Raw genomic sequence first — 25,039 nt, 5'->3', positions numbered from 1 at the left:
TGTGGCGCCGGAAGGCCGCAGCTATAAAGGCGCCGCTTTCAACCCGAGTGCCGAGGACGATCTATGGCGGTTGAGATCGACGAAGACTACCGACCCTCGGAGGACGAGCCGTTCATGAACGAACGGCAGCGGACGTACTTCCGCAAGAAGCTCAACGCCTGGAAGGACGATATCCTTCGCGAGGCGAAAGAGACGCTCGAACAGCTTCAAGAGGATTCGAGCAATCATCCTGATCTCGCCGACCGGGCCTCCTCGGAGACCGATCGGGCCATCGAGCTCAGGGCCCGGGACCGGCAGCGCAAGCTGATCGCGAAGATCGACGCGGCGCTGCAGCGTATCGATGATGGCAGCTACGGCTACTGCGAGGAGACCGGCGAGCCGATCTCTCTCAAGCGGCTGGATGCTCGCCCGATCGCCACGCTGTCCATCGAGGCACAGGAGCGACACGAGCGTCGCGAACGAATCTACCGGGACGACTGAGGCCGCATTCGGGCCTCTGCCCTCGATCCCGCGTCAAGACCACCTGAAACGATGCCGGCGCCGCCCCTGCGGTCGCCGGCATTTTCTTGTCTGGAGTACCGTGACCGGGCCTCAGCGCTGGTCGCCGACGCCGCGCAGCAGGCGCGCCATCTCGTCGTCGAGATCGAGATCGTCGTCCTTTCCGTCCGCCGCGTCGTCCTTTTCCGTGGAGGCGGAGGTGTCCGCTGCGTCGGAAGCGGACGCGGGACCGCCGGCAGCCTCTACACCGGACGAAGTCGGCTGGCCGCGCTCGGCCGTCGCTTCCGGTGCCGCAGCGTCGGCGGCCTTCTTCTCGGGCTCGTCGGCGGCCGGTGAAGCTGCGGCAGACGCCGCCGCGGTGGTCGGCGCGGAGGCGGAAACGAAGCCGGGAGCGGGTTTGGTTTCGCTCGCCGGACCGGTCTTTGCCGGCTGTGGAGCAGGGGCCGGAGAGGCGGCGGGTGGACGCGCCGCGACCGGGCGTTGCGCCTGGGCCGGGCGGGCCGGAGCCGCCGGAGCGGGCGGGACCTTGCTGGCTGCCGGCCGCGCGGCGGGCGCCGCTGCGCGCGCCGGAGCAGCCGGGGGCTGCGCGGCTTCGGTGCCCGATACCGGACGCGAGGAGCGCCAGCGCCGCGGTTCGCCGGCATCCGCGGTGCCGGGTGGCTGGGTGCGCGGTGCGGGCTGTACCGGTGCGCGGGGCGCGGCTGGGCTGCCATTGCCGTTGCCGTTCGCGCGGGCAGCGGGAACCGCGGCAGGCGCCGCGCGAAGCGGCGCCTCGACGGGAGCGGCGGGCATGGAGGGTGCGGCTGGCTCCAGCGGCGCCTCCGGATCGGGCGACAGGCTGTCGGTCGCGTCCTCCTCGCCGTACCCTCTTGCGCCGCGGCGGCCGCTCCTGCCGTGGAGGTCGGTGGCGGCGTTGCGGATAATGTTTTCCTCCACCACGACGTCGACCGGTCCGCCGATGAGGATCAGATGCTCCACGTGGTCGCGGCGCACCAGCACGAGCTGGCGGCGATGATCGATGTCTGTCGTGTCCATGACGGCCAGTCGCGGCTGGCGGTTGCGCCGGGAGCGGCTCAGCCGGCCGGAGGTCAGACCGCGCACGAAGGCGATGATGGCCCAGATGATGGCCACGAAGATCGCGGCGGTGAACACGAACAGGACCCCGCGCGCAAAGCCGGGATCGATACCGAACGTCGATGCAAACCAACTCGCCATGCCGTCCCCCGAGACGCAACTTAAACGGTAGCCGGCCGCCTCGGCGGTCCAGCGCGATGGAAGTGCCGACGGATCGCGGCAGCCGATGCCCCACCACCAGCTGTCATCCGTTCGTCACTCGATGACTGGTTAAAGAACGTCAGGCTGCATTTGGCAAATCTAGAATGGCGGAGTTGGGGATCGCGACCCCGATTGCCGGTCCCGCACGCCCCTTTCGGACGTCTGGTCACCCTGTGCTTGCCACAATCTCACGTGAACGCTTCCAAAGTGGGATGGACGTCTGATTCGGCGCGGGATCGGGCCGAATGGGTCATCGATCCGCCGACTCTGCTATGGATCGGGCGGTGTGAGTCTGGGAGGCGACGGCTTGGTGGACATCCGAACGGGGGAAACGAAGGTCGACGGGGCGCAGAAGGGGGGAGCGGCCCTGCTGCTCGCGGCCCTCGTGCTGGGCGTTTCGGCCGCGGCCGGCGCCACGGCGATCCTTCTGGCGGATGCGGCCATGGCCGGACCCGTAGCGGTCGGCGCCGCGGCGCTTACTGCCGGCGTGGCGCTCGCCGTGATGGCGGGACTACGCGGACGCCGGGACCGGTCGGGTGGGCTGGCAGCCGGCGCCCTGGTGGATGCGCTCGCGAATCCGGCCCTGATTGCATCGCCGTCCGGCGTTCCGCTTCACGCCAACGCGGCCTATGCCGATGCAAATCGCGCCCTCGGCTTCGCCCGGCTGGTATCGCCGTTGCGCTGGGCAGCGGGCGATCCCGCCGCCGCTGCTGGCCTTTATGCGGCGCTCAAGCGGGCGCGTGCCGGCGAGACCGTGACGACGCCGCTCGGCCAGCCCGATCCCGCTGCGCCTACGGTGGCGGTCCGCCTGAGCCCGGTTCTGGGCGGAGAGGGTGGCATCGCGGCGCTGCTGTTCGTGATCGAGGACATGGCCGCCACAGCGGCACCCGAGCCGATCGCGGCCGCCCCTGTCGAAGCCGTCGCGCCCAACGAGGCGCTCTTCTCGCAGATGTTCAGCCGGATGCCGGTGGCGGTGGGCCTGGTAACGGGTGCCGGCGAGGTGCACGAGGCGACGCCGCGCTTCTGGAGGCTCCTGGACCGCAGGGAGACCGGATCGGAAAACGGGCGGCGGGTTCTGGACATGATCGCGGAGCCGGACCGGGAGAGCGTGGCCGCGGCCATCGCGGGTGCGGCGGCCGGCGAGCCAAGCCCGGCGCCCATCGATGCCTCGCTGTCCGAGGAGGCGCCGCGCGACGTGCGCCTGTACGTCGCGCCGTTCCCGGAGACGGACGATGCACCGGGGCGGGCGATCCTCTACGCCGTCGACACCACCGAGCAGCGCGCGCTGGAGATGCAGTTCGACCAGAGCCAGAAAATGCAGGCAGTCGGCCAGCTCGCCGGCGGTGTCGCCCACGACTTCAACAACATCCTGACGGCGATCATCGGTTTCTCCGACCTCCTGCTGATGAACCACCGGCCGACCGATCCGTCCTTCCAGGACATCATGAACATCAAGCAGAACGCCAACCGGGCGGCCGGGCTGGTGAAGCAGCTCCTGGCGTTCTCGCGCCGGCAGACGCTGCGGCCGAGCCGGCTGCGACTGCCCGACGTGCTGGCCGACCTGTCGGTGATGCTCGACCGGCTGCTCGGCGAGAAGGTGACGCTGACCGTCGTGCACGGGCGCGACCTGTGGCCCGTTCTGGTCGATCAGAGCCAGCTTGAACAGGTCATCACCAACCTGTCGGTCAACGCCCGAGACGCCATGCCCGAAGGGGGCCGGCTCACCATCCGCACCGCCAACGTGCCGGCGACGGAGATGGCGCGCTACGGCGACGAGGGGCTGGAAGGGGATCACATCCTGATCGAGGTCACCGACACCGGCACCGGCATTCCGCCCGACGTGCTGGCGAAGATCTACGAGCCCTTCTTCTCCACTAAGGAAGTGGGTCAGGGGACCGGGCTGGGGCTGTCCACGGTCTACGGCATCGTCAAGCAGACCGGCGGCACCATCCAGGTGGACAGCCGGGTGGGGGAGGGCACGACGTTCCAGGTGCTCCTGCCGAGGGCCGGCGAGGTGGTGATGCCCGTAGCCGTGCCGCCCGCGTCGGGCGAGGGGGAGCCGGTGGAGGCCGCGACGGTGGAAGCCATCGCCGCCATCGAGGCGGATGCGGCGACCGACGCTGCCGCGGCCGGAGGCAGCGCGCCAGAACCGGCCACGCCTGCCCCGTCCCCGCCTCCGGTGGAGGATCTGACCGGCAGCGCCACCATCCTGCTTGTGGAGGACGAGGACACCATCCGCGCCTTTGCCTCGCGCGCACTGGAGGCGCGGGGCTACCGGATCCATGCCGCCCCCACGGGCGAGGACGCGCTGGCCATCGCCCGCGAACTCGACGGGCGGATCGACCTGCTGGTGTCCGACGTGGTGATGCCGGAAATGGACGGTCCGACGCTAGCGATCGAGGTGAAGGCGCTGAACCCGGCCGTGCCGATCATCTTCATGTCGGGCTACGCGGAGGACGTGTTCTCGCGCACGCTGCCCAGCGAGATGGAGTTCGCCTTCCTGCCCAAGCCGTTCTCGCTGAAGGCGCTGGCCACGGCGGTGAAAGAGGCCCTTGAGCCTGCGGCAGCCACGAAGCACTGAGCAAAGCAGGCGCCGTCCGGCTTTGCGGGGGTGAAAGGAGCGAACGCAGGAAAAGTGCTCTTGCGGTTATCCGTCCGCGATTGCGGGGTGAGAATTGCCCCTCACGCCGAGTTCGCTTGCGCTCACCGGCTCCGGGTGGGCGGCGCATAAGCGCCGGCGCGCGGTCGCGCGCTGGCTCCGCGATCCCAGGAAACGTGGAGGCCGGTTCTCCGTACGGGATTGTTGGGAATAGCTGTCCTACCTTGGCGTCGCCGCCCGCGACCGCCATATTCCATGGTATACAGCCCTTCCGGCGTTCAGGCCGCGTGGCAAGGAGCAACGAGCATGGACGATCCGCTGACGATTGCCGAACAGTGGAGCGAGGCCGGGCACCAGGTCGCGCTGGCCACGGTCGTGGACACCTGGGGTTCGGCGCCGCGCCCGACCGGCAGCCATCTGGTCATCGACGAGGGCGGGCGCTTCGAGGGCTCCGTCTCCGGCGGCTGCGTGGAAGGCGCGGTGGTGGCCGAGGCGATGGACGTCATCGAGACCGGCAAGCCGCAGATGCTGGAATTCGGCGTCGCCGACGAGACCGCCTGGGAGGTTGGCCTGTCGTGCGGCGGCACCATCCGCGTCTACGTCGAGAAGGTGACCTGAGGCGGCCATGGACCTCGCACTCCTGAAAGAGCTCAACGCCGAGCGCGCCGCGCGCCGGGCCGCTATCCTGGTGACCGATCCCGACAGCGGTGCGCAGCGCCTCGTCCGGGAGGCCGACGACCTGTCCGGCGATCCGCTCGCCGAGACGCTTCGCTCCCGGTTTCGGTCCGGCAAGTCCGGTCGCATCGAGCTGGACGACGGCAGTTCGGCCATCCTCACCGTCAGCGTTCCGTCGGCCCGCATCGTCGTGATCGGGGCAGTGCACATCTCTCAGGCTTTGGCGCCGATGGCGACGCTCGCCGGTTTCGACGTGACCGTCATCGATCCGCGCACCGCCTTCGCCACTCCGGAGCGCTTCGCGGGCGTGACCCTGCACGCCGAGTGGCCGCAAGACGTGCTGCCCGGGATCGCGCTCGATCCTTACACGGCGGTTGCCGCGCTCACCCACGACCCGAAGATCGACGACCCGGCGCTCACCGAGGCTCTGGCGAGCGGTTGCTTCTATGTCGGCGCACTCGGCAGCCGGAAGACCCATGGCAAGCGGCGCGAGCGGCTCGCGGCCCTGGGAGTGCCGGAGGCCGCGCTTGACCGGATCGCGGCGCCCATCGGCCTTGCGATCGGTGCGGCGAGCCCTGCGGAGATCGCCGTTGCTGTGCTGGCGCAGATCATCGAGACGCTCAGGATCCGCCCGGCCGAAACACGGACGAGCGAGGCGGCGTGAGGTTCGGCCCTGTCCCGACCGCCGAGGCGAAGGGGGCTGTGCTTGCCCACAGCATCCGGCTCGCTTCCGGCGCCATCAAGAAGGGCACCCTTCTGGACGATGCTGCCATCGCGCGGCTCGACGACGAGGGCGTGGCCGAGGTCGTCGCTGCGGTGCTCGAGGCGGGCGACGTCGGTGAGGATGCGGCGGCCGAACGGTTGGCCGGGCGGCTTGCCGGAGAAACCGTCCGCGCCGATGCCGCCTTCACCGGCCGTGCCAATCTCTTCGCCGAGCAGGCGGGCGTGCTGTGCGTCGACCGCGATGCGGTGGACCGGCTCAACCGGGTCGATCCCTCGGTCACCCTTGCCACCCTGCCGGCCTTCGAGGCGGTGGAGGCGGGGCGCATGGTCGCCACCGTCAAGATCATTCCGTTTGCCGTCGATGGCTCGGTGATGGAACGGGCGGAGGCGGTGCTGGCCGAGGCCCCGCGGACGCTGTCCGTTGCCCCGTTCAAGCCGATGAGGGTCGGGGTGGTCTCGACGCTTCTGCCCGGCCTCAAGCCGGCGATCGTCGACAAGACGCTTGCCATCCTCACGGACCGGCTGGCCCCGGCCGGCGCGACCATTGTCGCCGAGGAGCGGGTGGCCCACGAGGCACCGGCCCTTGCCGCCGCGCTTCGCGGTCTGTCCGAGGCGGGTGCCGAGCTGCTGATTGTGTTCGGGGCATCGGCGGTGGTCGACCGCAAGGACGTCATCCCATCGGCGATCGAGGCGGCGGGTGGCACGGTCGCGCATTTCGGCATGCCGGTGGATCCGGGCAACCTGCTCCTCCTCGGCGACCTCGATGGTCGGCGCGTCATTGGCGCGCCCGGCTGTGCGCGGAGCCCGAAGGAGAACGGCTTCGACTGGGTGCTTCACCGCACGCTCGCCGGCCTGACCGTCACCCCGGACGATATCGTCGGCCTGGGCGTGGGCGGCCTCCTCATGGAGATCGTGTCGCGGCCGCAGCCGCGCGCCGAGCCCACCGCCGAGCGCGAGGCGGCCGAACGCTCCGTCGCCGCCGTGATCCTTGCGGCGGGCCGCTCGTCGCGCATGGGCAGCCACAAGATGCTGGCCACCGTCGATGGCGTGCCGCTGGTCCGGCGCACGGCTGAAACCGCTCTTGCCAGCCTTGCCGAGCGGGTCGTCGTGGTGACCGGCCATCGCGGCGACGCGGTGGCCGCGGCGCTGGAGGGGCTGGACGTCGAGCGCGTTCACAATCCCGGCTTCGCCGACGGGCTGGCGACCTCGCTGGAGGCCGGGCTCGGCGCGCTCGGCGATGAGGTCGAGGCGGCCGTCGTCCTGCTCGCCGACATGCCGATGGTCGACACGGCGATGGTCGACCGGCTGATCGATGCGTTCGATCCGGAAACCGGCGCGCTCATCGTGGTGCCGACCCATGGCGGCAAACGCGGCAACCCGGTTCTCTGGTCGCGGCGCTTCTTCCCGGAGCTGATGGCGGTGACCGGCGACAAGGGCGGTCGCGAGATCCTCGCCGGCTATCCCGATGCCATCGTCGAGGTGGAATTGGGGGCAGCGGCGGCCCTCGATATCGACACGCCGGAGGCGCTGGCCGATATTGGCGGACGCGCGGCCGGCGAAGGGGAGCAGGGCGGTTGAACATCGAATCGGTGACGCTCGCGGCCCTGGCCGTGCTTTTGTTCGCGGGGGTCGGCGACCGTCTCGCCCGATCGCCGCTCAGCCCGCCGATGCTGTTCATCCTGTTCGGGGCGGCGATCGGTCCGCTCCTGCTCAACGTCGCCGAAATCGACGCCGAAGCCGATTCCGTCCGCGTGGTGGCGGAGCTCACCCTCATCCTGGTGCTGTTCACCGATGCATCGCGCATTCGGCTCGGTGAGGTGGGGCGTTACCACAACCTGCCGCTCCGCTCGCTGGCGATCGGCATGCCGCTGACCATTCTGGCCGGCACGCTTGCCGCCGTCTGGCTGTTTCCCAACATCACCGTCTTCGAGGCCGCTCTCCTGGCTGCGGTGCTGGCACCCACCGATGCGGCCCTCGGCCAGCCGGTGATGACGGACCGCTCGGTGCCGCCGCGCATCCAGCAGTCGATCAACGTGGAAAGCGGCCTCAACGATGGCCTGGCCCTGCCGGCGGTCCTGTTCTTCATCGCCTGCGTCGGGGCCGAGGGCGAGATCATCGGCCAGGAGGGCCGTGGTGTCGGAGCCTGGATGGTGTTCGCGGCCGCGCAGGTCGGTTTCGGCGCGCTTGTCGGGATCTTGGCCGGCGGCGGTGCCGCCCATGCCCTGCGGCGGCTGGCCGGCCGGGGCGAGGAGGCGGAGCCCTACGAGGGGCTCGGTGCGCTGGCCACGGCCATCCTTGCCTACGGCGTTGCCCACCTGATCGGCGGCAACGGCTTCATCGCCGCCTTCGTGGCAGGGCTCACCTTCGGCAACACGCTCGGCCGGCCGGCGCGGTTCCTCTATGCCTTCATGGAGACCGAAGGCCATCTGCTCGTGCTGCTCACCTTCATGGTGGTGGGCGTGGCGCTGCTGCCGGACGCGATTGCGCTCTTCAATCCGTGGATGCTCGTCTACGCCGTGCTGAGCCTGACGGTGATCCGCATGGTGCCGGTGCTGATCGCGCTGCTGGGCACCGACGTGCGCTGGCCGACGCGCCTCTTCCTCGGCTGGTTCGGGCCGCGCGGCATCGCGTCGATCCTGTTTGCGTTGTTGATCGTGGAGCGGGAGGACATCGAGCATGGCTCGGTGCTGATGGCCGCAACGGTGGTGACGGTGGTGCTGAGTGCCTTCCTGCACGGCGTCAGCGCTCCCGGCCTTGCGGCGCGCTACGGGGCCTGGGCCCGGCGCATCGGCGACGCCGCGGAAACCGTGCCGGTTCCGGAAATGCGCATCCGCCAGGGGCCGCTGATGCGGGCGCTGGCGAGGCGGCGCAATGGCGCGGAACCCGGGGTCGACGAACCGCCGCGCTGAGGCCGGTTCGCGTCCGTGCCAAAGTGCCCTGTTTCGGCCGAAAATTAGACCTATATATCAGAAGCTTGCGCTGTCCTTTGATGCACCCTGCCGAGCCCTTATAAGGGAGCAGGTCTTCTCCTCTTGATTCGGACGACACACTCTTGGTGACGGAACCCACTCCCGCCGACTCTTCCGCTGACTACGGTGCCGATTCCATCAAGGTCCTTCGCGGCCTGGATGCGGTGCGCAAGCGGCCGGGCATGTATATCGGCGACACCGACGACGGCTCCGGCCTGCACCACATGGTCTACGAGGTTGTCGACAACGCCATCGACGAGGCGTTGGCCGGCTACGCCGATCTGGTGCTGGTCAGGCTGAATCCGGACGGCTCCGTCAGCGTTTCCGACAACGGCCGCGGCATTCCCACCGACGTGCACTCGGAGGAAGGGGTTTCGGCGGCCGAGGTCATCATGACCCAGCTGCACGCCGGCGGTAAGTTCGACCAGAATTCCTACAAGGTCTCCGGCGGTCTGCACGGCGTGGGCGTGTCGGTGGTGAACGCGCTCTCCAGCGAGCTCGATCTGCGCATCTGGCGCGCCGGCAAGGAGCACTTCATGCGCTTCCGCCATGGCGTGGCAGAGGCCCCGCTGGAGGTCGTCGGCGATGCCGACGGCAAATCCGGAACCGAAGTGCGCTTCCTGCCGTCCACGGAGACCTTCTCGAAGGTCGACTTCGACTTCACCATCCTCGAGCGCCGCCTGCGCGAGCTCGCCTTCCTCAACTCCGGCGTCAAGATCACGCTCGTCGACGAGCGTGGCGTGGAGCGCAAGGAAGAGGTGATGATCTATGACGGCGGACTGGAGGCGTTCGTGCGCTGGCTCGACCGCACCAAGCAGCCGGTCCTGTCGATCCCGGTCGCCACGCGCGGCGAGCGCGACGGCGTGGTCGTGGAAGCCGCCATGTGGTGGAACGACAGCTACCACGAGAACGTGCTCTGCTTCACGAACAACATCCCGCAGCGCGACGGCGGCACACATCTCGCGGGTTTCCGCGCGGCGTTGACCCGGCAGATCACCTCCTATGCCGACAGCCACGGCATCGGCAAGCGCGAGAAGGTCTCGCTCACCGGCGACGACTGCCGCGAGGGCCTGACCTGCGTGCTGTCGGTGAAGGTGCCGGACCCGAAATTCTCGTCGCAGACGAAGGACAAGCTGGTCTCCTCCGAGGTGCGGCCGGTGGTGGAGAACGTGGTCAACTCCGCGCTCGGCACCTGGTTGGAGGAGAACCCCAACGAGGCGCGCTCCATCGTCACCAAGGTGGTGGAAGCGGCCTCGGCCCGCGAAGCGGCGCGCAAGGCGCGCGAGCTGACGCGGCGCAAGGGTGCGCTCGACATCGCCTCGCTGCCCGGCAAGCTGGCCGACTGCCAGGAGCGGGATCCGACCAAGTCGGAAATCTTCCTGGTCGAGGGTGACTCGGCAGGCGGGTCGGCCAAGCAGGGCCGGCACCGCAACTACCAGGCGGTGCTGCCGCTGCGCGGCAAGATCCTCAACGTGGAGCGCGCGCGCTTCGACAAGATGCTGTCGTCGAACGAGATCGGCACACTGATCACCGCGCTCGGCACGGGCATCGGCCGGGAAGAGTTCAATCCCGACAAGCTGCGCTACCACAAGATCATCATCATGACGGACGCCGACGTCGACGGCGCCCATATCCGCACGCTGCTCCTGACCTTCTTCTACCGGCAGATGCCGGAGCTGATCGAGCGCGGCAATCTCTACATCGCCCAGCCGCCGCTCTATAAGGTGCGGCGCGGCTCCTCCGAGCAGTATCTCAAGAACGATGCGGCGCTGGAGGACTACCTCACCGATACGGGCCTGGAAGACACGACCCTGACGCTCGCCTCCGGCGAGGTGCGGGCCGGGCCGGACCTGCGCGGCGTGGTGGAGCGTGCGCGCACCGTGCGCAACGTGCTGGAAGGTCTGCACTCGCGCTATCCGCGCTACGTGGTGGAGCAGGCGGCGATCGCCGGCGCCCTCAACGAGGAGATCCTCCACGACGCCGACAAGGCGAAGGAAGCGGCCGCCTACATCGCCCGCCGTCTCGATATCCTTGCCGACGACTGGGAGAAGGGCTGGGAAGGCTGGGCCGAGGAGGACGGCAGCCTGCGCTTCGAGCGCACCGTGCGTGGCGTGAAGGAAGTGGCGCTGATCGACGCCGCCCTGATCGGCTCGTCGGATGCCCGTAAGCTCGACAGCCAGGCCGCCCACCTGAAGGAAATCTACGGCAAGGCGGCACTGCTTTCGCGCAAGGACAAGACCACCGAGATCCGGGGGCCGCGGGCGCTGGTCGAGGCCGTCTACGACGTGGGCCGCAAGGGCATTTCCATCCAGCGCTACAAGGGGCTGGGCGAGATGAACGCCGACCAGCTGTGGGAGACGACGCTCGACCCCGATGCGCGCTCGCTGCTGCAGGTGCGGATTTCCGAGGCCGACGACGCCGACGATGTGTTCACCCGGCTGATGGGCGACGCGGTTGATCCGCGCCGCGAGTTCATCCAGGACAACGCGCTCCAAGTGGAAAACCTGGACGTCTGAGGCCGCACGGTCTCAGACCGTCGATGGCGCACCCGGGCGCGCAGCCCGGATGCGCTGATCGTGGTCGCGGTCAGGCCGCCTGGCTGGCCCCTTCCGCGCGTGCCAGAAGGCGCAGGCGCGAGGCGAATTCGCCCCGGTCGACATAGCATCCGTGCAGATGCCGGAAGCCGGTGGTCGGATCGAACGCTTCCCGGCCGTGCAGGATGCGCCGGTTGTCGAATACGACCATCTCGCCGGCCTTCAGCTTCAGGGTCAGGTGGTAGCGCGGGTCGCGCGTGCGGGCCATGTAGGCGCGATAGGCGCGGTAATAGTCCGCCATGATTTCCGCCGGCATGTCGAAGATCCCGGCCAGGTGGGCGTTGTAGCGGATCTCGATCACGGCCCCCGACCGGTCCAGGGTGATCACCGGCTCGTGCACCCGGATGTCCGCCTCGCCGTCATGGAAGCGGAACGGGATCGGCACCTCGCAGAGAAGCCGGAACGCCTCTGGGTCGTCCGCCCGCAGGTCCTCCGCCATGGCAAAGCCGTCGGCGAAGACCGAGCCGCCGCCGGTCGCCTCGTTGGCGAGGCAGTGCAGGAACTGGTAGCCGGGTGGCACCTCCTGGTTGGGCAGGTCCGTGTGCAGCGGCAGCGCCACCGAGGTGTAGGCGAGGTTGTTCGGATCCGGCTTGTTGATCACCTCGAAGGTCGTGCCGAAGTTCGTCTTCCGCAGAAAGCCGATCCGTTCGGCCACGTCGACACCGGCGCTGGTTCGGTCCTCCAGGTTGTCGACGATCGACAGGCCATAGGCCGAAGTCTCCTGCATCCACGCGCCGAGGGCGCGATCGTCCGCCATGATCAGGCCGCCGCGATGGCGCGGCAGCGTTGTCTCCGTCAGATCGTTGCGCCACAGGCGGGGCGCGATCGCTGCCGGATCCGTCGCGCGCTGGCCCGGCCGGTGGGCGTCGAGCAGCGACGTCGGCATGTGGCTGATATGGCCGTCGGCGTAGGTCAGGACGGCATGGCCCGCCGCGAGCCGGGCCTCGGTGAGCGCCGGTGCATCGTCAAGTTCCAGGAGATCGAGCAAGCGCTCGTGGGTCTGCGGATGCAGCCCGGACGGGCAATTGTCGCGCAGCCAGATGGTCGGGAATGCAGTCGTGGTGTCGTCCGCCCAGGACACGACGAGCGTGTCGGCGCGGACCGTGAGGTCCTTGATGGTCATCGGGAATCCCATTTGGTTCAGCGTGTTGATCGACAGTCGGCGGATCAACGGCGGGGCGGCGGCCACCACTCCTGCATCTTGGCGTAGGGCGCGCCGGAGGCGGGCCCGCCAAGCTCTGAACATGGGAATTCGGATTGCATGGTCTGAGGCTACGGCTGACGCGCCGCGCCGGCAAGCCGCCAGATGACACGGACGCCATGCCGACGCCGGCGATCAGCCCGCGCGAAATCCTTCGATCGTCCCTCTTGCGCTCGGTCATTTAACGTAACATATGAAGTTACATGAAGCTCGACAGCCGCCTTTCCTCCGTACTCCACGTCCTTCTCCACATGGCGGAGAAGGAGACGCCCGCGACCTCCGAGATCCTGTCGCGCTATCTGGGCACCAACCCGGTCGTCGTCCGACGGACGATGGCGAGCCTTCGCGAGGCGGGACTGGTGCGCTCGGAGCGCGGCAGGGGGGGCGGCTGGACGCTGGCGCGTCAGCTCTCCGCCATCACGCTGCGGCAGATCTACGAAGCGCTCGGCGCGCCGGCGCTGTTTGCGTTCGGCAATCGCAACGACCGTCCCGACTGCCTCGTGGAACAGGCCGTCAACGCGCGGATCGAGGGAGCCATGGAGGAGGCGGAAGCGCTGCTTCTCGCCCGTTTCGAAGCCGTCACCCTGGCCGACCTCCAGGCCGATTTCCGGGCGCGGCTTCCCGTTCACCTTCAGGAGATACACGTTCATGGACGCGCATGACGTTCTCATCGTTGGCGGCTCGTTCGCCGGACTCTCCACCGCGCTGACCCTGGCGCGCGCCCGCTTCACCGTGGCGGTGATCGATGCCGGCGCCCCGCGCAACCGGTTTGCCTCCGCTTCGCACAACGTCCTGGGCAGCGACGGGGAGAACCCGGCCGCGATCCTCGAACGCTCCCGCGCCCAGGTCGCCGCCTATCGCGAGGTGACATTCGTGAACGCAGAGGCCGTCTCGGTGCGCGGCGCGCGTGGCGCCTTTACCGTCGAAATGGCCGACGGCTCAACGGTCCACGGCGGTGGCCTTGTGCTCGCCACCGGCGTCACCGACGTGCTGCCGCCTATTCCCGGTCTGGAGGCGTTGTGGGGTGACAGTGTCATTCACTGCCCGTTCTGCCACGGCTACGAGTTCGACGGCGGGCCGCTTGGCGTTCTGGCGACCGGCCCCGCCTCTCTCGGCCAGGCCAGGGTCATTCCCCGCTGGGGCCCGACGACCTTCTTCCTCGACGGCAAGATCGAGCTGTCCGACGACGGCCGGCGCGACTTTGTCGCCCGCGGCGTGACCATCGAGGAAACGCCGGTGCACTCGGTGGAGGCGGAGGACGGAGCGCTCGCCGCCGTGCGCCTCGCCGACGGGCGCCGGGTGGCGCTGGTCGGTCTCTATCTCGTTCCGCAGATGCGGATGACCGGTGGGCTCGCCGAGCGCCTCGGCTGCGCTTTCACCGACACGCCGCTCGGACGGATCGTCCAGGTCGGTGCGGACAAGCGCACCAGCGTCCCAGGCGTCTTCGCGGTGGGCGACATGGCGCGGGTGCCGCACTCCGTGACCTTCGCGGTGGCCGACGGGACCTTCGCCGCCATGTCCATCGTGCACGACGCGGTCATGGGCTGATCGCGTCGCATGGTTCCGACGCTTCGGCCACGACCGAAGCGTCGGAGCCGGCTTAGCCCTGCAGGAAAGGGTTAGACTGGCGCTCGCGGCCGATGGTGGTCGCCTGGCCATGCCCCGGCAGCACCACCGTCTCGTCGGGGAGCGGCAGCAGTTTTTCCTTGATGCCCGAGATCAGCGCATCGTGGTCGCCATAGGGAAAGTCGGTGCGGCCAATGGAGCCGTCGAACAGCACGTCGCCGCCAATCACCACCTCCTTGTTGGAGAGGACCATTACCACGTGGCCCGGCGAGTGGCCGGGGATGTGCAGGACGGAGAAGCGGCAGTCGCCGATGGTGACCTCGTCGCCTTCCTCGAGCCAGCGTCCCGGTACAACCTTACGGCCGGGGATGCCCATGCGGGCGCCGTGCGCCTCGAGGTCGTCGAGCAGGAACTTGTCGGCGAGGTGCGGCCCCTCGATGGGCAGGCCAAGCTCCTCCGACAGGGTGGTGGCGCCGGCCGCGTGATCGATGTGACCATGGGTCAGAAGGATCTTCTCCGGCGTCGCGCCAGTCTCTTCCAGAGCCGCCTTTACGCGGTCAAGATCGCCACCGGGATCGACAATCGCCGCCCGATTGGTGGCTGTGCAGACGGCCACCGAACAATTCTGCTGAAAAGGCGTGACGGGGACGATCAAGAACTTGATGGGATAGGACATGGGCGGATGAAGAACCTTTCCAATTTACGAGCGAGATCTTGCTAACCGGTCGATCCGGAAAGCACAACGCGGCCGGATGTCTCAATTTCGCTTGTGCATAACCCGGTTCCGCGTCATATGTGGAGGCGTCGGTGCCTCGGACGAGGACGAGGTGCCCTCGGAATTTTGGTTAAGACGTGTCACCCGCTGGGTGGGCCTGGCTTTCCCGAGGTTTCCGAGATCGGTCCGGTCTCGGGCCGATGCGCCGCACCAAACTGTGACCATCGGGAAAGGGACTTCCCCATGCGCCAGAACGGCACAATGAAATTCTTCAATACTACCCGTGGTTTCGGGTTCATCACCCCGGACGACGGCGGCAAGGACGTGTTCGTCCACATCACCGCGCTCGAGCGGTCCGGGCTGCCGGCTCTCGACGAGGGGGCCAAGGTGTCCTTCGAGGTCGAGAACGATCGCCGGGGACGGGGTCCGCAGGCGGTCAACATCCAGATGGCCTGAACCGCCGGCCTGCCTGAACGAACCTTCAAACGAGACCCTTCGGGTCGCAATCATAAAGAAACCTTCCAGCGCCGTCGCCCAGCCGACGGCGTTTTTTGTTGGTCGTCACCCCGCTTCCGCTTTGCAACTTCCGGCTATCGACCGTCTTGTGACTGCCGTCACTTCGGTTTCGTTAAAACTTCTCCATCTTCCAATCATCAGGCACCGCAGAGGACGCGCCGAAGCGGGCCGATACCTGAAGGAACGGAGAAGATCCATGAACAAGTCATTTCGCAATACTGCATTCGCCGGTGCCGTTACTGCCGCAATGGCCGCTGCCTTCGTCGGTGCGCCGATGGACGTGGCCGAGGCTGGGCGCAAGCATCACCACTACGGTTCGGCCGCCGCCGCCGGCGTGATCGGTTTGGCCACCGGCGCCATCATCGCCGGCTCCCTGGCGCAGCCGCGCACCGTCACGGTCTACGAGGAGCCGGTCTATTATGGCGGCCGCCCGCGCCCCTGGACCCCGAGCTGGTACGCTTACTGCAGCGAGCGCTATCGCTCCTTCGATCCGCGCACCGGCACGTTCCGGGGCTATGACGGCCGCAATCACTTCTGCCGGTGATCGGTCGAAACCGGCCAGGACATCGCGCCGGACATCGACGGGGCATGCACCGACCGCCTTCCGGCATCCGGAGGGCGGCGGTTGCCGTTCCGGGATGGGGCACCGCCGTTGACTTCGCTATATGGTGGGTTCCGGGCGGGCGCGGACCCGCCATGCTGCGCGGCGCGGGCAGATGCGGGATCGGAAGGAAGCGGGTATGGCGGACCGGATGACGCGGATCGATCCTCCGCCGGCGGCTGCCGCCAACGCCGGGCTGGTCTTCATAGGGGCCATCCGCACGCCCTGGAGCGAACGCAGCCGCTGCCCGAAGAACAGCGCCGAAAGTGCCGAGACCGCCCGCATCGTGCTCGAGGGCCCCTACCGGCCGGGCCTCGCCTCGCTGGAAACCGTCTCCCACGTCATCGTGCTGACCTGGCTGGACCGGGCGTCGCGCGATGTGATCGCACTGGTGCCGCCGATGGACGACGTCCGCCACGGCGTCTTCGCCACCCGCTCGCCGAACCGGCCGAACCCGATCGGTGTTGCCGTCGCGGAAATCGTCACGGTTCACGAGGATGGCCTGACCATCCGCGGCATCGACTGCCTGGACGGCACGCCGCTCCTCGACATCAAGCCCTATTTCGCCTCCACCGATGCCCGGCCGGACGCGCGTGTCGGCTGGCACGAGCAGCGCGCGAAGCCGCTGCCACCGTCGGGCTGACCGGGACCCGCGGCGTCGGCAGGCACGAAAAAGGGGCCGTCGCCGGCCCCTCTCGTCGTCTGCGCTCAGCGCGTCAGCCGCTTGTATTTCACCCGGCGCGGCACGATCGCGTCAGGCCCGAGGCGGCGCTTCTTGTCCTCCTCGTAGTCGGCGAAGTTACCCTCGAACCACTCCACGTGGCTGTCGCCCTCGAAGGAGAGGATGTGGGTGGCCAGCCGGTCGAGGAAGAAGCGGTCATGCGAGATGACCACGGCGCAGCCGGCGAAATCCTCCAGGGCGTCTTCCAGGGCCGCCAGCGTCTCGGTGTCGAGATCGTTAGTCGGCTCGTCGAGGAGCAGCACGTTGGCGCCCGACTTCAGCATCGTGGCCAGGTGCACGCGGTTGCGCTGGCCGCCGGAGAGGTTGCCGACCTTCTGCTGCTGGTCGCCGCCCTTGAAGTTGAAGGCGCCGACATAGGCGCGCGACTGCATCTCGCGCTTGCCGAGCTGGATGACGTCGTTGCCGCCGGAGATCTCCTCCCAGACCGTCTTGTTGGGGTCGAGGGAGTCGCGCGACTGGTCGACATAGCCGAGCTGCACCGTCTCGCCGACGGAGATCTCGCCCTTGTCCGGCGTGTCCTGGCCGGTGATCATGCGGAACAGGGTGGTCTTGCCCGCGCCGTTCGGACCGATCACGCCGACAATGCCGCCGGGCGGCAGCTTGAAGGTCAGGTCGTCGATGAGCAGCCGATCGCCGAAGCCCTTCGAGATGTTCTCGAAGGTGATGACGGTGTCACCGAGGCGCGGCCCGGCCGGAATGATGATCTGGGCGTCCGACGACTGCGTGCGGGCGTCGTTGCGCTTCAGAAGTTCGTCATAGGCCTGGATACGAGCCTTGGACTTGGTCTGGCGGGCCTTGGGGCTCGACTGGATCCATTCGCGCTCGCGATCGAGCGCCCGCTTCTCCGCCGCCGATTCCCGCTTCTCCTGCTCCAGCCGCTTGGACTTCTTCTCCAGGTAGGCGGTGTAGTTGCCCTCGTAGGGAATGCCACGGCCGCGGTCGAGCTCCAGGATCCAGCCGGTGACGTTGTCCAGGAAGTAGCGGTCATGGGTGACGATCAGGATCGCGCCCGGATATTCCCGCAGATGGTTCTCCAGCCACGCCACCGTCTCCGCGTCGAGATGGTTGGTGGGCTCGTCGAGGAGCAGCAGGTCGGGCTGGTCGAGCAGCAGCCGGCAGAGCGCCACGCGACGCTTTTCGCCGCCGGAGAGCTTGGAGACGTCGGCCTCGTCCGGCGGACAGCGCAGCGCGTCCATCGCCTGGTCGACCTGGCTGTCCAGATCCCAGAGATTTTGGCTGTCGATCTCGTCCTGGAGCTGCGCCATCTCGTCGGCGGTCTCGTCGGAGTAGTTCATGGCGAGTTCGTTGTAGCGCTCCAGGATCGCCTTCTTCTTGGCGACGCCGTCCATGACGTTGTCACGGACCGAGCGGCTTTCATCGAGCTCCGGCTCCTGGGCGAGGTAGCCGACACGGGCGCCCTCGGCGACCCAGCCGTCGCCGGTGAACTCGGTGTCGATGCCGGCCATGATGCGCAAGAGCGTCGACTTGCCCGAGCCGTTGGGGCCGAGCACGCCGATCTTGGCGTCCGGGTAGAAGGAGAGGTGGATGCCGTCGAGGACCTTCTTGCCGCCGGCGTACGACTTGGTGAGGCCCTGCATGTGGTAGATGAACTGGCGTGCCATGGAAATCCTGTGAGAGGCTGAACGGCCCCTTGCGGGGCGGAGAGGCGGGTGCCCGGCGGAGCGGTCGGCTCCCGTCCTTGCGACCCCGGCCCGAAATCTTCGAAGCCTGGCGCCTGTCCCGCTTGACGGCGGAACCATCTTCGCGCCGTGTTCTACGCGAGGCGCGGCCTCGCTTCAATTGTGTCGCTATTCATCACCGCGCAAGGCAACCTGGCTCAGCCGTCCTCACAGCCGCACCGGAACCCCGACCTCCAGCGTGCGCCGCTGCGGCAGATTGAAATGATCGGTGCTCCGCTCCGTGAAGCGGGCGAGGAAGGCGAAGACCGCGGCCAGAACGTCGCCCGGCGTGCGCACGCGCTCCGGAAACACCGGGCGCTCGAAGCCGACCACGTAGACCAGCCTGTCCGCGTCGATGCCGTTGTCCTTGAGCACCGGACCGAGGATGGCCGGCAGGTTGACGCTCTGCATGTAGCCCACGGTGACGTCGATGCGCAGGATGCCGCCTGCGAGCGCTTCGACCTTCAGCCGGTCGTCGGGCGAGACCCGGGGGCGGCCCGCCACGCCGACGGAAACGACCACGGCACGGGAGAAGGTGGTGTCGAGCAGCCTGTCGAGCAGCACCAGCGTGTTGGGCGTCGCCGGTCCGGCCCGTCGGGAGATGAACGCCACCGGCTGCGAGAGGTTGGCTTCCTGCCTCTCTTCCCTGTGGGCGAAGACGGCGAGCGGCACCTGGTTCGGGGCGAGCCACTTGGCCGTCCGGCGGTTGCCGACGCGCCAGGCGCCCATCGCCAGAAGGGCGACGGCGGCCAGCGACAGCGGCAGCCAGCCACCGCTCTCGATCTTGCCGAGATTGGCGGAGAAGAAGAGGAGATCCACTGCCAGCAGCACCGCCGCCACCGCCCAGGCCAGCGGCTTCGGCCAGACGCGGCGCCGGATCAGCGCGGCGGCGTAAAGGACGGTGGTGGTGATCATCGCAGTGGCCACGGCCAGACCGTAGGCGCCGGCCAGCTCGCTCGACGACCCGAAGCCGACCACCACGAGGATGGAAAGCAGGCCGAGGATCGCGTTGACGGTCGGGATGTAGACGTGGCTCTCGTGCTCGGCGGCGGTGTGAACGGTGCGCAGCGGCACCAGGTAGCCCACGTCCATGGCCTGCCGGGCGAGGCTCATCACGCCGGTAATGACGGCCTGCGAGGCGATCACCGTCGCGGCGGTGGCGAGAAGCAGCAGCGGGATGCGCAGGGCGTGCGGCGCCAGCAGGTAGAACGGATTCTCGAGCGCAGACGGGGTCTGCAGCAGAAGCGCCCCCTGGCCGTAATAGTTGAGGAGCAGGCCCGGCATCGCGATCCCGTACCAGGCCCAGGCGATCGACCGCCGGCCGAACTGGCCGAGATCGGCGTAAAGCGCCTCGCCGCCGGTGATGGCGAGGAAGACGGCGGCGATGACGAACAGGCCGCGGGCCGGGTCGTGGACCAGGAGCAGGATGCCGTGATGCGGGGACAGCGCCGCGAGGATGCCCGGATTGCCGGCAATGCCAACCAGCCCCAGCGCGCCCAGAACCACGAACCAGACCAGCATGACCGGGCCGAAGAAGCGCCCGATCCGATTCGTCCCGGCACGCTGGGCGACGAACAGGACCGCGAGCACGGCGACCGTCAGCCCGACCACGAAGGGTTCGAGCGCCGGGGCGGCGAGCTTCAGCCCTTCCATCGCCGAAAGCACGGAGATGGCCGGGGTGATGACGCCGTCGCCGAACAGCATGGCGGCACCGACCAGTGCCGCGCCCATAAGCGCCATCCCCCAGCGCTGCGGGCTGGAGTGGACGCCGAGCAGGGTGGCGAGCGCCAGGATGCCGCCTTCGCCTTCGTTGTCCATGCGCAGCACCAGGCCGACATATTTCACCGCGATGGCGAAGACGATGGCCCAGGTGATCAGCGACAGGACACCGGGTACGGCGATCTCGATGGGCAAATGGCCGGCGGCGAGCACCGCCTCGCGCAGCGAGTAGAGCGGGCTTGTGCCGATATCGCCGAAGACGATGCCGAGCGCGCCGACGACGACGAGCGCGCCCTTGCGCTTGGGCTCGCTGGCTTGGGCCGCGTGATCGGTCATGCGCTGGCCTTCCCGGGCGTGACAGGCGCTGATGGTGACGGGTCGGGTTCCGGAGCGGGAAGAGGGGACCCGGCGATCAGGCCCGACCGTTGTTACCGATCCGGCCCGCCGCCGCAACGCTTCCGGGACGGCAATGGCGGTGCGTCAGTCGACGAAGGCGTCGCGCGAATAGCCCTGGAGGTAGAGAAGCGCGGTGAGGTCGCCGTGATCGATGCGCGCGTCGGCGCCTTCCGCCACCTTCGGCTTGGCATGGAAGGCGACACCGATGCCGGCCGCCTCCAGCATGGCGAGATCGTTGGCGCCGTCGCCCACCGCGATCACGTCGGCGGCCGCGATGCCCCGTTCGGCCACCAGTTCCTCCAGCCGGGTGCGCTTGGCGTCGCGACCGAGGATCGGCTCCGCGACCGTGCCGGCCAGCGTCCCGTTTTCCACATGCAGGATGTTGGACTGGTGCTCGTCCATGCCGAGCGCGTCGCGGACGTGGCCGGTGAAGGCGGTGAAGCCGCCGGAGACCAGCGCCGCGTAGGCGCCGTTCGCCTTCATGGTCTGCACCAGGGTACGAGCGCCCGGCGTCAGCGTGATGCGCTCGGCCAGCACCGTCGCGATGACCGCCTCCGGCAGCCCCTTGAGCAGGCCGACGCGTTCCTTGAGCGCCGGCTCGAACTCGATCTCGCCGCGCATGGCGCGCTCGGTGATCGCGGCGATCTGCGGCTTCAGGCCCAGCTCGTCGGCCAGCTCGTCGATGCACTCCTGGCCGATCAGGGTGGAATCCATGTCGGCGATCAGAAGCGCCTTGCGCCGGGCGAGCGGAGCCTGCACCACCACATCGATGGGGCGGTCGCCCATTGCCGCACGCAGCCGGTCCTGCCAGGTGCGGGCATCGGTGGCCGAGGCATCGACAAAGGCGAGATCCACCGCCACGCTGTCGGCGAGCACGGTGATGTCGGCGTCGGGCAGCAGCGTCTGGGCGGCGGCCACGGCGGCGGTGTCGACGGCGGGCTCGGCCGGGGACGCAATGAGGGTGGCGACGAGGTCCATCGTGGAGCGATCTTTGGAAACGGCAGGGGAAATGCGGGCCGTCTTGATAGCTGGGCCGACCGCGAGCGGCAAGTCGGCGCTGGCGCTCTCCGTCGCCAAGCGCACCGGCGGTGCCATCGTCAATGCCGATTCCATGCAGGTCTATCGCGAGCTCCGCATTCTCTCCGCGCGACCCGATCCGGATGAAGAGGCCCGCGCGCCGCATCGCCTCTATGGCCACGTGTCCATCCGCGAGGCCTATTCCGTCGCGCGCTGGCTCGAGGAGATCGCGGTGGTGCTCGAGGAGCTTCGGGCCGAAGGCCGGCTGCCCATCCTGGTTGGCGGCACGGGCCTCTATTTCACCGCGCTGACCGAGGGCCTGTCGCAGGTGCCGGAGATCCCCGACGCAATCCGCGAGCACTGGCGTTCCCGTGGCCGGGAGGAGGGCGGCGAGGCGCTGCACGCCATCCTCGCCGAGCGCGATCCGGTAATGGCCGAGCGGCTGCGGCCCTCCGATCCGCAGCGCATCGTGCGGGCGCTGGAGGTGCTGGAGGCCACCGGCCGTTCGCTCGCCGACTGGCAGGCGGAGACCGGCCCGGCGCTGCTGCCGGCGGCGGACTGTCGCCGCATCGTGCTTGCCCCGGAGCGGCCGCACCTGCGCGAGCGCATCGCAGATCGCTTCGATGCCATGATCGCCGCAGGAGCGCTCGACGAGGCCCGCGCCATCGCGGCGATGGACGTCGACCCGTCCCTGCCGGCCATGAAGGCCATCGGCCTGCCGCCGATGATCGCCCATGCGCTCGGTCTCGTAACGCTTGAGAACGCCCGCGAGCGCGCCGTGGCCGATACCGCCCGCTACGCCAAGCGTCAGGAAACCTGGTTCCGCAACCGCTTCGCCGACTGGGAGCGGCTGGAGCAGGGCGAAGCATTCGCAAAGCTTGGGCTCTGATTGCTTCTTTACGCCGCAAAGCCGGACGGCGAACCGGTTCCCACTTCGCCTGGCTTTGCTCGGCAAAACTTTCCGCTTGACCGCCAAGGCGACCCTTTCTACCGTGCTGCCGACCAGACAACCGGGGTTTCGATGAAACACTCGCTTCTCGTAATTCGCACGCGCATCGCCAGGACGGGGTAATTCCCCGGCCGCGATTGGTGGTGCGCGTATCCAAGGGCCCTCGGGGCCCTTTTTTATTTTCGGCAGTGCCGCGGCCGGCGGCTCCCACACAACCGGCCACCAGACAGGGTTGGAGGATGACATGCAGCGGGAGATGACAGGCGCCGAGATGGTCGTTCAGGCGATGATCGACCACGGGGTCGACAAGCTCTTCGGCTATCCGGGCGGCGCCGTGCTGCCGATCTACGACGAGATCTTTCAGCAGTCGGAGGTCCAGCACATCCTCGTGCGCCACGAGCAGGGCGCCGGCCACGCGGCCGAGGGCTATGCCCGCTCCACCGGCAAGCCGGGCGTCTGCCTGGTGACCTCCGGCCCGGGCGCCACCAACGCGGTGACCCCGCTCACCGACGCGCTGATGGATTCCATCCCGATGGTCTGCATCTCCGGCCAGGTCGCCACCCACCTGATCGGCAATGACGCCTTCCAGGAATGCGACACGGTCGGCATCACCCGGCCGTGCACAAAGCACAACTGGCTGGTGAAGCGCATCGAGGACCTGCCGCGCATCCTGCACGAGGCCTTCTACGTCGCCACCACCGGCCGTCCCGGCCCGGTCGTCGTCGATATCCCGAAGGACATCCAGCTGGCGCGCGGCGTCTACACCGGCCCGCAGAACATCGTCCACAAGACCTACCAGCCGAAGGTGAAGGGCGACCTCGACCACATTCGCGCGGCGGTCGATCTGATGACGACGGCGAAGCGGCCGATTTTCTATACCGGTGGCGGCGTCATCAACTCCGGCCCACAGGCCAGCCAGCTGTTGCGCGAGCTCGTCAAGCTCACCGGCTTCCCGGTGACCTCGACGCTGATGGGCCTGGGCGCCTTCCCGGCGAGCCATCCCAACTGGCTCGGCATGCTGGGCATGCACGGCACCTACGAGGCCAACCTCGCCATGCACGGCTGCGACGTGATGGTCTGCGTCGGGGCGCGCTTCGACGACCGCATCACCGGCCGGATCGATGCCTTCGCGCCGACCGCCAAGATCATCCACATCGACATCGACCCGTCCTCGGTCAACAAGACGGTTCAGTGTGACATCCCGATCATCGGCGACGTTGCCCATGTCCTGGAGGACATGATCCGGTTGTGGAAGGCGGCGGCAGTGACGCCGGACAAGAAGGCCGAGAAAGCCTGGTGGGACCAGATCCAGGCGTGGCGGGGCAAGGATTGCCTGGCCTACAAGACGCGCCCGGACGTGATCATGCCGCAGCAGGCGATCGAGGCGCTCTACAACGCCACCCACGACAAGGATGTCTACATCACCACCGAGGTCGGCCAGCACCAGATGTGGGCCGCCCAGTTCTTCAAGTTCGAAGATCCGAACCGGTGGATGACGTCCGGCGGTCTGGGAACCATGGGCTACGGCCTGCCGGCTGCGGTCGGCGTCCAGGTGGCGCATCCCGACAGCCTCGTCATCGACATCGCCGGTGATGCCTCGGTGCTGATGACGATCCAGGAGATGTCGACGGCGGTCCAGCACGACCTGCCGATCAAGATCTTCATCCTGAACAACCAGTACATGGGCATGGTCCGCCAGTGGCAGCAGCTGCTGCATGGCAACCGGCTGTCGCACTCCTACAACGAGTCGCTGCCGGACTTCGTGAAGATGGCCGAGGCCTATGGCTGCGTCGGCATCCAGGCGACCAGACCGGACGAGTTGGATGACGCCATCGCCGAGATGATCTCGGTGAAGAAGCCGGTCCTGTTCGACTGCCGGGTCGCCAACCTTGCCAACTGCTTCCCGATGATCCCGTCGGGCCGCGCGCACAACGAGATCCTGCTCTCTGCCGATGTCGACGACGTCGAGGCGGAAGCGCTGGAGAACGCCATCGACTCCACGGGCGCCGCGCTCGTCTGACGACGCGCGAGCCCCGAGTGCACAGACGACGGATATCGAGATGCTGATGAAACCGATCCAGCCCGCCCGCGACCCCGACCCGGTCGAACGCCACACCCTGTCGATCATCGTCGACAACGAGCCCGGCGTTCTCGCCCGGGTCATCGGGCTGTTCTCCGGTCGTGGCTACAACATCGACACCCTCACGGTGTCGGAGACCGAGCACGAGCGCCAGGTCTCGCGCATCACCATCGTCACCACCGGCACGCCGATGGTGATCGATCAGATCAAGCATCAGCTGGAACGGCTGGTGCCGGTCCACCGGGTCGCCGACCTGACGGTGGAGGGCGAGGCCATCGAGCGCGAGCTGGCGCTGGTCAAGGTGGCCGGACGCGGCGAGGCGCGGGTGGAGGCGCTGCGGCTCGCCCAGGCGTTCGATGCCAGCACCGTGGACGCGACGCTGGAGTCCTTTATCTTCGAGCTGACCGGGTCCACCGTCGAGATCGACCGCTTCATCGGCCTGATGAGCGAGATCGGCCTGGTGGAAGTATCGCGCACCGGCATCGCCGCCATCAGCCGCGGCGCCAAGGGAATGTGAGCGGGCGG

General features: G+C 68.3%; 21 protein-coding genes. 15 read left to right on the top strand and 6 right to left on the bottom strand.

What is annotated here, in order from left to right:
• Nucleotides 1-63: 63 nt before the first annotated feature.
• A complete protein-coding gene (gene dksA / locus C507_RS0106385) occupies nucleotides 64-480 on the top strand; it encodes an RNA polymerase-binding protein DksA (protein WP_018698840.1) in 417 nt (138 codons plus the stop codon).
• 111 nt (nucleotides 481-591) lie between these two features.
• On the opposite strand, the gene C507_RS23240 is transcribed toward dksA, so the two are convergent.
• Complete coding sequence (locus C507_RS23240) at nucleotides 592-1,713, bottom strand: flagellar biosynthetic protein FliO (RefSeq protein ID WP_018698839.1); 1,122 nt, start codon at nucleotides 1,711-1,713, stop codon at nucleotides 592-594.
• A gap of 370 nt (nucleotides 1,714-2,083) precedes the next feature.
• On the opposite strand from C507_RS23240, the gene C507_RS20555 reads away from it, so the two are divergent.
• The 6 genes from C507_RS20555 to gyrB all read left to right on the top strand — a co-directional run bounded on the left by C507_RS20555 (nucleotide 2,084) and on the right by gyrB (nucleotide 11,255).
• Entirely contained in the window at nucleotides 2,084-4,354 is a 2,271-nt protein-coding gene (locus tag C507_RS20555) for an ATP-binding protein (protein WP_051089704.1), read from the top strand.
• Nucleotides 4,355-4,678: 324 nt separating this feature from the next.
• Nucleotides 4,679-4,990, top strand: a complete 312-nt coding sequence (locus tag C507_RS0106370; RefSeq protein ID WP_018698837.1) for an XdhC family protein — start codon at nucleotides 4,679-4,681, stop codon at nucleotides 4,988-4,990.
• Nucleotides 4,991-4,997: 7 nt separating this feature from the next.
• Entirely contained in the window at nucleotides 4,998-5,711 is a 714-nt protein-coding gene (locus C507_RS0106365; RefSeq protein ID WP_018698836.1) for an XdhC family protein, read from the top strand.
• Nucleotides 5,708-7,348: an NTP transferase domain-containing protein gene (locus C507_RS0106360; protein ID WP_018698835.1), complete on the top strand. Its 1,641-nt coding sequence runs from the start codon at nucleotides 5,708-5,710 to the stop codon at nucleotides 7,346-7,348. The genes C507_RS0106365 and C507_RS0106360 overlap by 4 nt, the downstream gene beginning before the upstream one ends.
• Nucleotides 7,345-8,679 carry a cation:proton antiporter gene (locus C507_RS20550; protein ID WP_018698834.1) on the top strand — a complete coding sequence of 445 codons (1,335 nt, stop codon included), beginning with the start codon at nucleotides 7,345-7,347 and terminating at the stop codon, nucleotides 8,677-8,679. The genes C507_RS0106360 and C507_RS20550 overlap by 4 nt, the downstream gene beginning before the upstream one ends.
• 143 nt (nucleotides 8,680-8,822) lie before the next feature.
• Nucleotides 8,823-11,255, top strand: a complete 2,433-nt coding sequence (gene gyrB / locus C507_RS0106350; RefSeq protein WP_018698833.1) for a DNA topoisomerase (ATP-hydrolyzing) subunit B — start codon at nucleotides 8,823-8,825, stop codon at nucleotides 11,253-11,255.
• A 70-nt stretch (nucleotides 11,256-11,325) separates the two neighbouring features.
• Here gyrB and C507_RS0106345 read toward each other — a convergent pair whose 3' ends face one another.
• Nucleotides 11,326-12,456, bottom strand: coding sequence for a TauD/TfdA family dioxygenase (locus C507_RS0106345; protein ID WP_051089719.1), 1,131 nt, complete (start codon nucleotides 12,454-12,456; stop codon nucleotides 11,326-11,328).
• Between the two features lie 281 nt (nucleotides 12,457-12,737).
• On the opposite strand from C507_RS0106345, the gene C507_RS0106340 reads away from it, so the two are divergent.
• Entirely contained in the window at nucleotides 12,738-13,196 is a 459-nt protein-coding gene (locus C507_RS0106340; protein ID WP_018698831.1) for an Rrf2 family transcriptional regulator, read from the top strand.
• Nucleotides 13,183-14,082, top strand: coding sequence for an NAD(P)/FAD-dependent oxidoreductase (locus C507_RS0106335; protein WP_018698830.1), 900 nt, complete (start codon nucleotides 13,183-13,185; stop codon nucleotides 14,080-14,082). The genes C507_RS0106340 and C507_RS0106335 overlap by 14 nt, the downstream gene beginning before the upstream one ends.
• A 52-nt stretch (nucleotides 14,083-14,134) precedes the next feature.
• Here the strand turns inward: C507_RS0106335 and C507_RS0106330 are convergent, their stop codons facing one another.
• Nucleotides 14,135-14,776 carry an MBL fold metallo-hydrolase gene (locus C507_RS0106330; protein WP_018698829.1) on the bottom strand — a complete coding sequence of 214 codons (642 nt, stop codon included), beginning with the start codon at nucleotides 14,774-14,776 and terminating at the stop codon, nucleotides 14,135-14,137.
• A gap of 282 nt (nucleotides 14,777-15,058) precedes the next feature.
• Here C507_RS0106330 and C507_RS0106325 point away from each other — a divergent pair, with 282 nt between their 5' ends.
• The 3 genes from C507_RS0106325 to tsaA all read left to right on the top strand — a co-directional run bounded on the left by C507_RS0106325 (nucleotide 15,059) and on the right by tsaA (nucleotide 16,575).
• Complete coding sequence (locus tag C507_RS0106325) at nucleotides 15,059-15,271, top strand: cold-shock protein (protein ID WP_018698828.1); 213 nt, start codon at nucleotides 15,059-15,061, stop codon at nucleotides 15,269-15,271.
• A 256-nt stretch (nucleotides 15,272-15,527) separates the two neighbouring features.
• Nucleotides 15,528-15,875 carry a BA14K family protein gene (locus C507_RS0106320; protein WP_018698827.1) on the top strand — a complete coding sequence of 116 codons (348 nt, stop codon included), beginning with the start codon at nucleotides 15,528-15,530 and terminating at the stop codon, nucleotides 15,873-15,875.
• 196 nt (nucleotides 15,876-16,071) lie between these two features.
• Nucleotides 16,072-16,575, top strand: coding sequence for a tRNA (N6-threonylcarbamoyladenosine(37)-N6)-methyltransferase TrmO (gene tsaA, locus C507_RS0106315; RefSeq protein WP_018698826.1), 504 nt, complete (start codon nucleotides 16,072-16,074; stop codon nucleotides 16,573-16,575).
• 65 nt (nucleotides 16,576-16,640) lie between these two features.
• Here the strand turns inward: tsaA and ettA are convergent, their stop codons facing one another.
• The 3 genes from ettA to serB all read right to left on the bottom strand — a co-directional run bounded on the left by ettA (nucleotide 16,641) and on the right by serB (nucleotide 21,446).
• Nucleotides 16,641-18,296 (bottom strand): energy-dependent translational throttle protein EttA, encoded by a 1,656-nt coding sequence (gene ettA, locus C507_RS0106310; RefSeq protein WP_018698825.1) that lies wholly within the window; start codon nucleotides 18,294-18,296, stop codon nucleotides 16,641-16,643.
• Between the two features lie 225 nt (nucleotides 18,297-18,521).
• On the bottom strand, nucleotides 18,522-20,408 hold the full coding sequence (locus C507_RS0106305) for a KUP/HAK/KT family potassium transporter (protein WP_018698824.1): 1,887 nt from the start codon (nucleotides 20,406-20,408) through the stop codon (nucleotides 18,522-18,524).
• 144 nt (nucleotides 20,409-20,552) lie between these two features.
• Nucleotides 20,553-21,446, bottom strand: coding sequence for a phosphoserine phosphatase SerB (gene serB / locus C507_RS0106300; protein WP_018698823.1), 894 nt, complete (start codon nucleotides 21,444-21,446; stop codon nucleotides 20,553-20,555).
• A 31-nt stretch (nucleotides 21,447-21,477) separates the two neighbouring features.
• On the opposite strand from serB, the gene miaA reads away from it, so the two are divergent.
• The 3 genes from miaA to ilvN all read left to right on the top strand — a co-directional run bounded on the left by miaA (nucleotide 21,478) and on the right by ilvN (nucleotide 25,031).
• Nucleotides 21,478-22,374, top strand: a complete 897-nt coding sequence (miaA, locus tag C507_RS0106295) for a tRNA (adenosine(37)-N6)-dimethylallyltransferase MiaA (protein ID WP_018698822.1) — start codon at nucleotides 21,478-21,480, stop codon at nucleotides 22,372-22,374.
• A 304-nt stretch (nucleotides 22,375-22,678) separates the two neighbouring features.
• Complete coding sequence (locus tag C507_RS0106290) at nucleotides 22,679-24,454, top strand: acetolactate synthase 3 large subunit (protein WP_018698821.1); 1,776 nt, start codon at nucleotides 22,679-22,681, stop codon at nucleotides 24,452-24,454.
• Between the two features lie 40 nt (nucleotides 24,455-24,494).
• Nucleotides 24,495-25,031 carry an acetolactate synthase small subunit gene (gene ilvN / locus C507_RS0106285; RefSeq protein ID WP_018698820.1) on the top strand — a complete coding sequence of 179 codons (537 nt, stop codon included), beginning with the start codon at nucleotides 24,495-24,497 and terminating at the stop codon, nucleotides 25,029-25,031.
• The last annotated feature ends 8 nt before the right edge of the window (nucleotides 25,032-25,039 follow it).

Origin of the sequence: Amorphus coralli DSM 19760, assembly GCF_000374525.1 — a bacterium.
GTDB lineage: Bacteria > Pseudomonadota > Alphaproteobacteria > Rhizobiales > Amorphaceae > Amorphus > Amorphus coralli.
Note: the sequence above shows the minus strand (reverse complement) of the source record. Positions and strands in the feature narration are given on the sequence as shown.